At 40.1% G+C, this 14,321-nt stretch carries 9 protein-coding genes; all 9 read left to right on the forward strand.

Going from position 1 to position 14,321, the window contains the following annotated elements; genetic code table 11:
* The coding region (locus GMD1S_RS03115; protein WP_000304079.1) for a hypothetical protein at nucleotides 1-351 on the forward strand (351 nt) is incomplete at its 5' end.
* Nucleotides 352-811: 460 nt separating this feature from the next.
* The gene (locus tag GMD1S_RS03120) at nucleotides 812-1,375 is read left to right on the forward strand and encodes an HAD-IA family hydrolase (RefSeq protein ID WP_008278047.1); all 564 of its coding nucleotides are present in this window, start codon (nucleotides 812-814) and stop codon (nucleotides 1,373-1,375) included.
* A 13-nt stretch (nucleotides 1,376-1,388) separates the two neighbouring features.
* Complete coding sequence (gene gyrB / locus GMD1S_RS03125) at nucleotides 1,389-3,335, forward strand: DNA topoisomerase (ATP-hydrolyzing) subunit B (RefSeq protein WP_000134074.1); 1,947 nt, start codon at nucleotides 1,389-1,391, stop codon at nucleotides 3,333-3,335.
* Between the two features lie 80 nt (nucleotides 3,336-3,415).
* Nucleotides 3,416-5,143: a septation ring formation regulator EzrA gene (gene ezrA / locus GMD1S_RS03130; RefSeq protein ID WP_000064804.1), complete on the forward strand. Its 1,728-nt coding sequence runs from the start codon at nucleotides 3,416-3,418 to the stop codon at nucleotides 5,141-5,143.
* 102 nt (nucleotides 5,144-5,245) lie between these two features.
* Nucleotides 5,246-6,637, forward strand: a complete 1,392-nt coding sequence (pgdA, locus tag GMD1S_RS03135) for a peptidoglycan-N-acetylglucosamine deacetylase PgdA (RefSeq protein ID WP_000742163.1) — start codon at nucleotides 5,246-5,248, stop codon at nucleotides 6,635-6,637.
* Nucleotides 6,638-6,718: 81 nt separating this feature from the next.
* A complete protein-coding gene (locus GMD1S_RS03140; RefSeq protein WP_000844560.1) occupies nucleotides 6,719-7,561 on the forward strand; it encodes an aldo/keto reductase in 843 nt (280 codons plus the stop codon).
* 291 nt (nucleotides 7,562-7,852) lie between these two features.
* The gene (locus GMD1S_RS03145) at nucleotides 7,853-12,364 is read left to right on the forward strand and encodes a S8 family serine peptidase (RefSeq protein ID WP_001081923.1); all 4,512 of its coding nucleotides are present in this window, start codon (nucleotides 7,853-7,855) and stop codon (nucleotides 12,362-12,364) included.
* Between the two features lie 317 nt (nucleotides 12,365-12,681).
* Nucleotides 12,682-13,053: a GFA family protein gene (locus tag GMD1S_RS03150; RefSeq protein ID WP_000912017.1), complete on the forward strand. Its 372-nt coding sequence runs from the start codon at nucleotides 12,682-12,684 to the stop codon at nucleotides 13,051-13,053.
* A gap of 211 nt (nucleotides 13,054-13,264) precedes the next feature.
* Nucleotides 13,265-14,182 carry a glycine--tRNA ligase subunit alpha gene (gene glyQ / locus GMD1S_RS03155; RefSeq protein WP_000038733.1) on the forward strand — a complete coding sequence of 306 codons (918 nt, stop codon included), beginning with the start codon at nucleotides 13,265-13,267 and terminating at the stop codon, nucleotides 14,180-14,182.
* Nucleotides 14,183-14,321 lie beyond the last annotated feature (139 nt).

The following is a 14,321-nucleotide window of genomic DNA, read 5'->3' on the forward strand; positions in this document are numbered from 1 at the left end:
CAAGTCAAGGGTAAAATCGTGACACTTTCAGATAAGAGTATCCGTTACTTTGATGCTAACTCAGGAGAGATGGCAACCAACAAGTTTGTCGAAGGTTCCCAAAATGAGTGGTACTATTTTGATCAAGCTGGAAAAGCAGTGACAGGCTTGCAGCGGGTCGGTCAACAGACTCTCTATTTCACGCAAGACGGCAAGCAAGTCAAAGGAAAAGTTGTTGATGTGAATGGAGTTAGTCGATATTTCGATGCCAATTCAGGGGATATGGCTCGAAGCAAATGGATTCAACTTGAAGATGGAAGTTGGATGTATTTTGACCGCGATGGTAGAGGTCAAAACTTCGGAAGAAACTAATCGAATTTAGCTCAATAAAAATCAAGCTTTAGCTGATGATATACAAAAACGATAACACCTTAAAAGGACGTTATCGTTTTTTGCCTGTTTGGAGAATAAATTACAATTGAAAAGAAAGAAGGAATCATTGGGAACTGTAATGAATTAACAAGGGACTCCATATTGGAATAATCTTTTTCTGCTTTCTAATGTGATATTCAAAGCAATGAGGATTCTAATTTTAAAGTTTTGAAATCCAAAAGCGTTTCGTTTGCGAACAATGACGCGGTTGTTAGTAGTTTCTATTTTTTAATTTGTACATTTGAGATAAGAAAGATTTTGCTTGATTATTTATAGAGGAGCTATTCTTCACAAAAAGGCTCCATAGATGCAATCGTGTTTTACTCTCTATAGAAATTATAGAGCCGAAAAATCTAGGAAATCATCGCTTTTTTCATAAAAAAATGGTATAATGAAGGGTATGAAATATCACGACTATATATGGGATTTAGGTGGTACCCTATTGGATAATTATGAGACTTCTACTGCAGCCTTTGTAGAAACCTTAGCCCAATACGGAATAGAGCAAGAACACGACCGAGTCTACGAAGCTTTGAAGGTTTCGACAGCTTTTGCCATCGAGAAGTTTGCACCAGATATCGAGGATTTTTTAGAGAACTATAAAGAAAATGAAGCGCGTGAGCTAGAACATCCAGTTTTGTTTGAGGGAATTCCAGAATTACTCAAAGACATTTCGGACAAGGGTGGTCGCCATTTCTTGGTTTCTCATCGAAATGACCAAGTACTAGAACTTCTTGCTAAGACCCAGATAGCCAACTACTTCACCGAGGTGGTGACTGCCAGTTCTGGCTTTAAACGGAAACCAGATCCTGAGTCCATGATTTATTTACGTGATAAATATCATATTACATCTGGTTTGGTCATTGGTGACAGAAATATTGATGTAGAAGCAGGTAAAGCTGCTGGCTTAGATGCCTATCTTTTTAATAACGTTGCGACATTGAGACAAGCAATAGACATGTAAGAAAAGGGAAAAAATGACAGAAGAAATCAAAAATCAACAGGCACAGGATTATGATGCCAGTCAAATTCAAGTTTTGGAGGGACTTGAAGCTGTTCGTATGCGTCCAGGTATGTATATTGGATCAACTTCAAAAGAAGGTCTTCACCATCTAGTATGGGAAATCGTTGATAACTCAATTGACGAAGCTCTAGCTGGATTTGCCAGTCACATCCAAGTCTTTATAGAGCCAGATAATTCCATCACCGTTGTGGATGATGGGCGTGGAATTCCTGTTGATATTCAGGAAAAAACAGGACGTCCCGCTGTTGAGACTGTCTTTACAGTTCTTCACGCTGGAGGAAAATTCGGCGGTGGCGGATACAAGGTTTCAGGTGGATTGCACGGTGTAGGTTCATCAGTAGTAAACGCCCTCTCAACTCAACTAGATGTTCATGTCCATAAAAACGGTAAGATTCATTACCAAGAATACCGTCGTGGTCATGTTGTTGCTGATCTTGAGGTGGTTGGAGATACGGATAAAACGGGAACAACAGTTCACTTCACACCAGATCCAGAGATTTTTACAGAAACAACAACTTTTGACTTTGAAAAATTAAACAAACGTATTCAAGAACTAGCCTTTTTGAACCGAGGCCTTCGAATCTCCATCACAGATAAGCGTGAAGGTCTCGAACAGACTAAACATTACCACTATGAGGGTGGGATTGCTAGCTACGTTGAATATATCAACGAGAACAAGGATGTGATCTTTGATACACCAATCTACACAGACGGTGAGATGGATGATATCACAGTTGAAGTAGCCATGCAGTACACAACCGGTTACCACGAAAACGTCATGAGTTTCGCCAATAACATTCACACCCATGAAGGTGGTACGCATGAGCAAGGTTTCCGTACGGCTCTGACACGTGTTATCAATGACTATGCCCGCAAGAATAAACTACTAAAAGACAATGAAGATAACCTAACAGGGGAAGATGTCCGTGAAGGCTTGACTGCAGTTATCTCAGTTAAGCATCCAAACCCGCAGTTTGAAGGACAAACCAAGACCAAACTGGGGAATAGTGAAGTAGTCAAGATTACCAATCGCCTCTTCAGCGACGCCTTCTCTGATTTTCTCATGGAAAATCCACAGATTGCTAAGCGTATCGTGGAAAAAGGGATTTTGGCTGCCAAGGCTCGTGTAGCTGCAAAGCGTGCGCGTGAAGTCACACGCAAGAAATCTGGTTTGGAAATTTCCAATTTGCCAGGAAAACTAGCAGACTGTTCTTCTAACAACCCTGCTGAAACCGAACTCTTCATCGTCGAAGGAGACTCAGCTGGTGGATCAGCCAAATCTGGTCGTAACCGTGAGTTCCAGGCTATCCTTCCAATTCGTGGTAAGATCTTGAACGTTGAAAAAGCTAGCATGGATAAAATCCTTGCCAACGAAGAAATTCGAAGTCTTTTCACAGCCATGGGAACAGGATTTGGTGCAGAATTTGATGTCACTAAGGCTCGTTACCAAAAACTCGTTTTGATGACCGATGCCGATGTTGATGGAGCCCACATTCGAACACTCCTGCTAACCTTGATTTACCGCTACATGAAACCAATCTTAGAGGCTGGTTATGTCTACATTGCCCAACCACCGATTTATGGGGTTAAAGTGGGAAGTGAGATCAAAGAATACATTCAACCTGGTGCAGATCAAGAAATTAAACTCCAAGAAGCCTTAGCACGTCATAGTGAAGGGCGTTCAAAACCAACCATCCAACGTTATAAAGGTTTGGGAGAAATGGATGACCACCAATTGTGGGAAACAACCATGGATCCTGAACATCGCTTGATGGCGCGTGTTTCGGTAGATGATGCTGCCGAAGCAGATAAAATCTTTGATATGTTGATGGGGGATCGAGTAGAACCTCGTCGCGAATTTATCGAAGAAAACGCTGTTTACAGTACACTTGACGTCTAAAAAATGTGGGAAATAGTTCCCTTGGTTTAAAAAATATGATATAATCATTACGATTGTTTCTAGTATAAAAGGAGTTTGATATGTCTAATGGACAACTAATTTATCTAATGGTTGCGATTGCAGTCATTCTGATCTTAGCTTATGTAACAGCTATCTTTTTACGTAAGCGTAATGTAAGCAGATTAACGGCCCTTGAAGAAAGAAAAGAAGAACTCTACAACCTTCCTGTAAATGATGAGGTTGAAGCCGTTAAAAACATGCACTTGATTGGTCAAAGTCAGGTGACCTTCCGTGAATGGAACCAAAAATGGGTTGATTTATCTCTGAATTCATTTGCTGATATTGAAAATCACCTCTTTGAAGCTGAAAGCTACAATAATTCTTTCCGTTTTTTCAAAGCTGCTCACAAGATTGATCAAATTGAAAGCCAAATTGGCTTGATTGAAGAAGATATTGCAGCTATTCGCAATGCCCTTTCTGAACTTGAAAAACAAGAATCTAAGAATAGTGGCCGTGTCCTTCATGCTTTGGACTTGTTTGAATCCCTTCAACATACTGTTGCAGAAGATTCGGAGAAATATGGGAAAGCCCTTCCTGAGATTGAGAAACAATTGGAAAACATCCAATCTGAATTCTCTCAATTTGTTACCCTAAATTCATCAGGTGACCCGGTTGAAGCGGCAGCAATTCTTGATTCAACTGAAAATCATATTCTCGCTTTGACACACATCGTTGAGCGAATTCCAGCTCTTGTTGAAACCTTGACAAAAGAACTGCCAGAACAATTAGCAGATTTGGAAGAAGGCTATCGCAAGCTGTTGGATGCCAACTACCACTTTACAGAAACAGATATCGAGTCTCGTTTCCAACTTTTGCATGAGTCTTTGAAAAATAATCAAGAAAATATTCGTCAGTTGGAATTGGACAATGCAGAGTATGAAAATAATCGCATCCAAGAAGAAATCAACGCACTTTATGATATCTTCACTCGTGAAATTGCAGCTCAAAAAGTGGTTGAAAGTCTTCTTGCTACATTACCAACTTATCTCAACCACTTGAAAGAAAATAATCAGGTGCTTGTTCAGGACCTTGAACGCTTGACTAAAACCTACCTTCTTCCTGAAAGTGATGGCAATCATGTTCGTCGTCTTCAAGCAGAATTGGCTGCACTTGATACAGCTATCTTAGAGGTAACAGAAGACCAAGGCGAGCCAACTCAAGCCTTCTCTGTTCTTGAAGAACAGTTGGAAATGCTTCAAAGCAACCTCAAGGATATAGAGGATGAGCAAATCTCTGTTAGCGAACGACTTGCGCAAATTGAAAAAGACGACCTCAATGCTCGCCAAAAAGCAAATGTCTATGTGAACCGTTTGCATACTATCAAACGTTACATGGAGAAGAGAAACTTGCCAGGTATTCCTCAAAGTTTCTTGAAACTTTTCTTTACTGCAAGTCATAACACAGAAGATTTGATGGCAGAGTTAGAACAACCACAAGTGAATATTGAATCGGTTAAACGAATTCTTGAAGTCGCAACAAATGATATGGAAGCACTTGAAACAGAAACCTATGATATCGTTCAATATGCAACCTTGACTGAGCAACTACTCCAATACTCAAACCGTTACCGTTCATTTGATGAGCGTATCCAAGAGGCCTTCAACGAAGCGCTTGAAATTTTTGAAAAAGAGTTTGACTACCAGGCGTCATTTGAAAAAATTTCACAAGCCTTGGAAGTTGCTGAACCAGGAGTCACAAACCGTTTTGTAACTTCATATGAGAAAACACGTGAAACGATTCGTTTCTAAACGAGAAGCTTAGATATTTCTAAGCTTTTTTATTTTTCTAAAAAGAAATCAGAATTCTTGTTTATCATTGAAATAATAGCCTCGATTTGATATGATGGAAATATGAAAAAAAATAGAGCGAAACGTGTTTCTCACGATAAAACGAGAAGGCTATTGCTTTCCCTTGTTGGAATCTTAGGAATTGCTACGATTCTATTAGGAAGTGCTATTGGTTATAAGCTACTACAAAAGCAATCTTACGAACAAAAAATTGAAGCGCTAAAAAGCGAAAAGGACCAGCAATTCAACTCAGGTAGTCAGAAGGACCATTTCCGAAAAGGTCAAGCTGAGGTGATTGCCTACTACCCTCTGCAAGGAGAGGAAGTCATTGCGTCTGTTAGAGAAAAAATCAACCAGGATATTAAAGAAAAGCTGGAAGATAAAGAGGACTTGGTCTTTTATTATAGTGAGCAATTGGATCCCGTCTTAAAGGGAGTTGTTGCTCGTAATATCAGCAAGCAAGTCTACGATTTGTCTGCATCAAAGGTTGAAGAAAAAGAAAAGACTTCTTTAGGGAAAATTTTCTTGACCGAAGATGGGAAAGCTTTTGACCTCAGTAAACTCTTCAAAGATGCAAGTAAGGCTAAGGAACTCTTACTGAGTCAAATCAAATCAACTCTAGAAGATAAGAAACTTGACCAGGCAAAAATTGATCAAGTTATAAAGAGCTTCACAGACCAAGAATTGACATCTTGGAGCTTTGATTATAAGGATAGTCAAATCATCCTTTATCCTGCTAATGCTGGAGAGACTGTTGAGGAAATTGCTTTGCCCATATCCAGTTTCTTTGATGTCATTGAGTCTTCTTATCTATTAGAAAAGGATGCTGAACTTTACCAAGCATACTTTGCTAAGAAAAACAAAAAGGTTGTAGCCTTGACCTTTGATGATGGTCCAAATCCTACTACAACCACGCAGGCTTTGGATACTTTAGCTAAATATGGTGTAAAAGCAACCTTCTTTGTACTTGGTAAAAACATTGCAGGTAATGAAAATCTTCTGAAACGAATGAAATCTGAAGGTCATGTTGTAGGAAACCACAGCTGGAGTCATCCTGTTCTTTCACAACTTTCGCTCGAAGATGCTAAAAAGCAAATTACTGATACAGAAGATTTGTTAACTCAAGTTTTAGGATCAAGCTCTAAACTGATGCGCCCACCTTATGGTGCCATCACTGATGATATTCGAAACGGCCTTGATTTAAGCTTCATCATGTGGGACGTGGATAGTTTGGACTGGAAGAGTAAAAACGAGACAGCCATTTTGACAGAGATTCAACGTCAGGTTCGCAATGGTTCTATCATCCTCATGCATGATATCCATGGTCCTTCAGTTAATTCCCTACCAAGTGTCATTGAGTATTTAAAGGGTGAAGGGTATACATTTGTGACCGTTCCTGAATTGCTCAATTCTCGCTTAAAAGCTCACGAGATCTATTACGATCGTGATCAATAATTGTTAAAATCTAAAGGGGCAAGTGTTCTGATAATCAGGATTTTGTTTCTTTAGATTTTCTTCACATAGAAAGGAAAAACGATGAAATCTTATACCCTTAATAATGGAATTTCAATTCCTGTACTAGGATTTGGAACATGGAAAGCTGAAAATGGAGAGGTAGCCTACCAAGCCGTTTTAGAAGCCTTAAAGGATGGTTATCGACATATCGATACTGCAGCTATCTATAAAAATGAGGAAAGTGTTGGTCGTGCTATTCGAGATAGCGGTATTCCAAGACAAGAAATCTTTGTAACGACCAAACTCTGGAATACCAATCACAGCTATGATGAAGCTCGCCAAGCATTTGAAGAATCAATGGAAAAACTGGGATTGGATTATCTAGATTTGTACCTTATCCATTGGCCAAATCCAAAACCTTTAAGAGAAAATGACGAATGGAAAACTCGCAATGCTGAAGTCTGGAGAGCGATGGAGGATCTTTACCAAGAAGGCAAAATCCGTGCTATCGGCGTTAGTAATTTCCTTCCTCATCATTTGGATGCCTTGCTTGAGACAGCAAGAGTCATTCCAGCGGTCAATCAGGTGCGCTTGGCACCAGGAGTTTATCAAGAGGAAGTGGTTGACTACTGTAGAGAGAAAGGAATTCTCTTAGAGGCTTGGGGGCCATTTGGACAAGGAGAGTTGTTTGAACAGAAAGAAGTCCAAGAAATTGCTGCGAAGCATGGGAAATCAGTGGCTCAAATTGCCTTGGCTTGGAGTTTGGCAGAAGATTTTTTACCCCTACCTAAGTCAGTGACAGCCTCTCGTATCCAGAGCAATCTTGACTGTTTTGGAATTGAACTCAGCAAAGACGAGCGAGAAGTCTTAAAGACAATTTTAGTGACTTCGGGCGCACCTCGTGTGGATGAGATGGATTTTTAGTTTGTGAAATCTATTTATACTGAAATAACAAAGACTAGGAATTTTAAATTCTAGTCTTTTTGTGTATAAAAAATCTAAATTGTTTGTATAATGAAATAATTTTATGGATTGAAATATAGGAATGAATTTAAAAAAAACTGTGGTTTGATGGAGCAAATAACACGAATGATAAAATTAAATAAGTAAAATATATACGTAAATATTACATTTTTGTGACAATTCAGATTTTTATGAAAATTTATGATTATTTGCGTTATAATAGGTATACTTTAAAGAAAAAGGAGATTATTTATGAATAGACGACAACGTTTTTCATTACGGAAATACAAATTTGGTCTTGCTTCAGTTTTATTGGGAACTGCATTGGTTTTTGGAGCAAGTCAAGTCAGTGCCAATGAGCAGAGTACAGGTGAAAATCAAGCTCAAACTCAGGAAATTAAGACAGAGCTAAAAGACGATAAACACTCAAACTCTGCGACTGACCAAACCAATACTAATGGGATAGCACCAGTAGTTGGAGAGAAACAAGAAGTTGAAACTTCTAAAGAGGATGCTAGTAAACAAGATGCTAAGGTAGATGCTCCGGTTGATAAAACTGCCGAAGCCCAAGAATCAGGAAAAGATAGCGCAGTTGCAAAAGAAGAAAATCAAGGTGTCGTTCAAAAAGAAACAACAGTCGATACCAGTACAGCGCCTGCTACTGAGAAGTCCTCTACCATAGAGAAAAAAGAGGCTAAAGCAACGACAGCTCCTAAAACTAATGGAGAAACAGCAACTACAGAAAAAGAACAAGAAAAAACTGAGTCTGCAAAACCAAATAGTCTTTCAAGCAATGATATCATCACAGTACCGAAAACTTGGAAGGCTGGTTACAAGGGGACAGGGACCGTTGTTGCCATTATTGACTCAGGGCTTGATTTGAATCATGAGGTTCTTCGAATTTCGGATCCGTCAAAAGCAAAATTTAAAAACAAGGAAGCTATCGAAGCAGCTAAAAAGGCTGCTGGAATCGATTACGGTAAATGGTATAGCGATAAGGTTGTCTATGCCTATGACTACTTTGACGGAACAGATAAAATCAAAGAAGCAGAAAGAACTTCTCATGGGATGCACGTAACAGGGATTGCAGCTGGAAATCCTGATAAAGAAGCACCGAATGGCGAAAAAGTTTATGGTGTGGCGCCAGAAGCCCAAGTCATGTTTATGCGTGTCTTTTCAGACCGCCAAAAAACGACCAGTTCTGCCCTTTATGTAAAGGCGATTGATGATGCAGTTGCCTTAGGAGCAGATGCTATTAATATGAGTTTGGGATCTAGCACTGGTTCTATGGTGGATGCTGGTTCCGATATCGTGGATGCCATCAAACGGGCTCGTGCCAAGGGAGTATCTGTTCTTATCTCAGCAGGAAACAGCAATACATTTGGAAATGGTTATTCAAAACCGCTAGCCGAAAACCCAGACTATGGCTTGGTTGGAAATCCATCCACTGTTGAAGACTCAATTTCAGTTGCTTCTGTCAACAATAAAACATTGACAACAGCCGTTTTTGAAGTTAAAGGTCTAGAGGGAAATGCCGGCCTTCATAACGGAAAATTTGATTATAATCAACCTGAAGCAGATAAGGACTTTGAAAAAGGAAAAGAGTACGAATACGTCGAAGCAGGGTTAGGTCGTGAAGAAGACTTTGCGAAGTTGGATTTAACTGGGAAACTTGCCCTCATTCAGCGAGGAGCTATGAACTTTTCAGAGAAGATCAAAAATGCACGAAAACACGGTGCAGTTGGTGCTTTGATCTACAATAATGTAGAAGGTGCAAACATCAATATGGCTATTGATGATGAAGCAAAGAAAATTCCTTCTGTATTTATTTCTAAACAGTATGGTGAAGCCTTAAAATCAGGAAACTACAAGATTGTTTTTAATGGTAAGATGGATAATCGTCCTTCTGATGTAGCCAATCAGCTATCTGACTTTTCAAGTTGGGGAGTGACTACCGATGGACAATTGAAACCAGATGTGACAGCTCCTGGTGGCAATATCTACTCATCCTTTAATGACAATACCTACGGTAGTATCAGCGGAACCAGTATGGCGGCTCCTCACGTTACGGGTGTTGCAGTTCTGGTTAAGGAATACCTTCAAAAACACCATCCAGAATTGACTCCTGAGCAAGTATCAGAGACTGTCAAGGCCTTGATCATGTCAACTGCAAAACCACATGTTAATAAGGACACAGGCACTTATACCTCTCCTCGTCAGCAAGGTTCTGGTATTGTGGATACAGCTGCTGCAGTGTCAACAGACCTCTATGTAACGGGTGAAAATGGTTATCCAAGCGTGACTTTAGGAAATGTTGGAGATCAATTTACTTTCAAGGTCACTGTACACAACATTTCAGATACTGACCGCACTCTCAAGATGGTGGTGAATACCAATACAGACGAAGTCCAAGATGGAAAATTCACCCTTCGACCTCGAAAACTAACGGAGACAGTCTGGCCTGAAGTGACGGTCAAAGCCCACAGCAGTCAAACAGTCACTGTTAAAGTGGATGCTCGAAAATTTGCTGCTGAACTCAGCAAACAAATGTCAAATGGCTATTTCCTTGAAGGTTTTGTTCGCTTTGTAGATCCAGCAGATGATGGGGATATTGTAAGTCTTGCATTTATGGGCTTCCGAGGAGAATTCCAAAATCTCCCTGCTGTTGAAAAACCAATTTACAATCTTGTCCGAGAAGGGAAAAATGGATTTTACACGGAAGTAGACAAGGAAAATCCTGCCGTTAACTACTCTAATGATGCTACCTATCTCGCAACCTTGCAAAATGACCTTCTAGTGTCTAAAGGTCAACGCCAAGGACGCCGAATTACTGTTCTTGGGATTGAACAAAATGCTGAAGGTAAGCATGTTCTTCAGTTGGACGAAAAAGGGAATGTCCGTATTGCCATTTCTCCAAATGATGATGGAAACAAAGACCTAGTTGAATATAAAACGGTTGCTTTGAGAAACCTTGTAAATCTTCGGGCTACAGTTTATGCGGCTACAGATACCAAGCATGAACATCCTATTTGGGAGGGCGATGCAAAGGATCTTCGTAAGAATTATTTTGATGGTGACAGTAGAAATCTGAAGAGTTATATTCTAGATAATACTGCTTGGAGAGGCCAGGATTTTGATGGCAATACTGTTGCGGATGGTTTATATGACTATGTTATCAGTTACACACCAGATGTTCCAGGAGCAAAAGAACAATACACGACCTTTAAAATTCAGATTGATACTCAAAAACCTGTCATCACAAGTGGTTATATTCGCTTTAAAGACGGAAATCAAGAATTCGTAGCTCGCAAACCAAAAGATGTGGGTCAAGGCGGTATCCTTTCAGAAAAAGTTTTCTACCTCACACCGTTTGACCAGAAAGGGACCATGGTTCTAACTGGGAAAGACCAGTCTGGAACTCGTGCGCTTGAGAACACCCATCTGATTAAGGCCAATGCTGACGGTAGTTATACACTTCCTAAGGATGTTGATAAGGCTAATATTTACTATCTTGTTGAGGACTATGCAGGAAATGTAGACTATATCTCGCTTGCTGAACTTGTCCGCGATCAAAATAGTGGTCGAGTTAAAATTGACTTGAAGGATGCAAAAACAAACCAAGATATTGATACCCTCTACGTTTATCGAATCAAAAATAGCAAGGGGCAATATGTTGATGTTGACAAGACAAAAGCGATTCATTTCTTACAATTTGGTCATTATACAGCAGAAATTTTCAGTTATGACCGAACAGAATTGAAATTTATCAGTGCCTTGTCCCAAGAGTTTGACTTGACGGAAGAAAATAGTTTCCAAACCATTACCTTCCTAGCAAATCTCCTAGAATATGCACCAGTGTCTGTTTCCTTCAATCAAGCCGTTCCAAAGACGACTACAGTGGTTCTGAAAGGTGAAGATGGGACAAGTATCACTCTTCCTGCTGAAAAATACGGTCAATACGCCTTTGGTAAGAAAGTTGCTACAGGTCGTTATACTGTAGAAGTCACCTTGCCAACTGGATATGAACTCCTTGAAGATCTCGTTTCCTTGCTCGTTCAGCCAGGTCGAAATAATGCTTTGCGTCTATCTGTTGTGTCTAAGTTGGCTTTGATTGCTGCGGTAAATCAACAAAAAGAACTGGTAGAAACGTCTCGCTACTTTAATAGTAGTGCAGATAAGAGAAAAGCTTATGACCAAGCTTTCCAAGTGGCGCAGTCAGCCTTGTCAAGCAAGTTGAAGCAAGAATTGATTGATGGAGTTCTCGCTAGTCTTGAAGCTGCTGGTAAGGCTTTGGATGGAAAAGATTCGAATGTTGCAGCTTTGAAAGAAGCCATGAAAGCTTACTATGCAACGACTAAAACTGGAAGATATGCTAATGCCAAGGAAAAAGTACGTCGAGCTTATGATCGTGCCTTCCAAGAAATTGCCTTACTAGCTGTAGATCCTAAAGTCAAACAGGATCAAATTGACCAATCTCTCATTGCCCTAGCGACGGCTAAAAGTAAACTGAATGGCAAAGCTACTGACTTCTCTAGTCTGAAGAAACTGGTCAAAGATGAACGTCTTTTCCAAGAAAAAAATGCGAGATTTATCTACGCAGATAAGAAAGAAAAAGCTGCTTATCTTCTAGCCTTTAAAGAAGCTCAGGAACTCTTGAATGATCCAGGAGCGAGCCAAGAAGATGTCAAAGATGCCATTACAGCATTGAAACAAGCCAAGAGAAATCTACATGGCAAAAAACCAAAAGCAAGAAGACACCCTTAAACAGTAGTTTCTGAAGCTTTACTGATAAATGAGTCTGGAACTTTGTTTTCAGACTCATTTTTGGTTTACACTAGCTAGAAAATCTGCTATAATACTAGCTAGGAAAGAAAGTCTTATGGCGTTCTTCAAGCGAGCTTGGGACAGTGGGAGCCAAGTAGAACAAGCTAAGAAACTGGCGCTTTCTGTCGTATTTTTAAAAAAAATGAAGTAATAAATTAGGGTGGAACCGCGTTTCTGACGCCCCTAGTCGCAAGGCTTGGGTGTTGAAATTCGGTTCTTTTTGAATTTCGTCTAATGCCTAAGTAGAAAGGAGCATAATGCTTAAAGGATCTTGTTTATGCAAAGCAGTGACCTACACTTTAGATGAGGAATTGTCGGAATTAGTTTTTTGCCACTGCTCATTCTGTCGGAAAGCAACTGCGTCTGCCTATACAGTGAATGCCAAAGTTAGTAGTAAAAACCTAGTATTGCATGGAAAAGAACAGTTGGTTACCTATAGTTCATCTCCAGGAAAACAACGCTATTACTGTCAGAACTGTCATAGTCAAATTTTCACTGCTCAAGAAAATATACCAGAAGTCTGTGCTTTGAAACTAGGTACAATAGACGAATGCGATCAGAATTTACAAACTGTTCCCAAACGTCATATTTTTCAGGATCCAGCTTTTTCTTGGTTGCTTGATGAATAAATCTAAAAAGATAATATAAATTAAAGGAGTAAACAATGTCTAAAAGATTGACTTTCCACTGCGTCAGTGGCAGAGACCTCCTTACAGTCGGACTGCCCCACGCTCAGCACTAGAGTGCCTGAGCTAGACGCAGTACTAACTCGTCTTGCCTCGTAAAATCGACAAGGCAGACTCGTGTCGCAAAAAATCATTTTTTATTAAGGAGTATTCAATGTCTAAGAAATTAACATTTCAAGAAATTATTTTGACTTTGCAACAATTTTGGAATGACCAAGGTTGTATGCTCATGCAGGCTTATGATAATGAAAAAGGTGCGGGGACAATGAGCCCTTACACTTTCCTTCGTGCTATTGGGCCTGAGCCATGGAATGCGGCTTATGTAGAGCCATCACGTCGTCCTGCTGACGGTCGTTACGGGGAAAACCCTAACCGTCTCTACCAACACCACCAATTCCAAGTGGTTATGAAGCCATCTCCATCAAATATCCAGGAACTTTATCTTGAGTCTTTGGAAAAATTGGGAATCAATCCATTGGAACATGATATCCGCTTCGTTGAGGACAACTGGGAAAATCCATCGACTGGTTCAGCTGGTCTCGGTTGGGAAGTTTGGCTTGATGGGATGGAAATCACTCAGTTCACTTACTTCCAACAAGTCGGTGGATTGGCAACAGGCCCTGTGACTGCGGAAGTTACCTATGGTTTGGAACGCTTGGCTTCTTATATTCAAGAAGTGGACTCTGTCTATGATATTGAGTGGGCTGATGGTGTAAAATACGGAGAAATCTTTATCCAGCCTGAGTACGAGCATTCAAAATATTCATTTGAAATTTCGGACCAAGAGATGTTGCTGGAAAACTTTGATAAGTTCGAAAAAGAAGCTGGTCGTGCCTTGGAAGAGGGCTTAGTTCACCCTGCCTATGACTATGTTCTCAAATGTTCACACACCTTTAACCTGCTTGATGCTCGTGGTGCCGTATCCGTAACAGAACGTGCAGGCTATATCGCCCGTATCCGTAACTTAGCCCGTGTCGTAGCCAAAACCTTTGTCGCAGAACGCAAACGCCTAGGTTACCCACTTTTGGATGAAGCAACACGAGCTAAACTCCTAGCAGAAGACGCAGAATAGTAAGTAATATTGTGCTCTAAAATCGTTAAAGGCAAGTCGAAGACTTGCTAAAGGGATATGCACCGCGTACTGTTATGTGGGAATTTTTGAAACCTTGGGTTCAAAAATCAGTCAGCTAAATCCACTTTGATGAGACTGT

The sequence above is a fragment of the Streptococcus sp. GMD1S genome, from assembly GCF_000296875.1.
Classification (GTDB): Bacteria; Bacillota; Bacilli; order Lactobacillales; family Streptococcaceae; genus Streptococcus.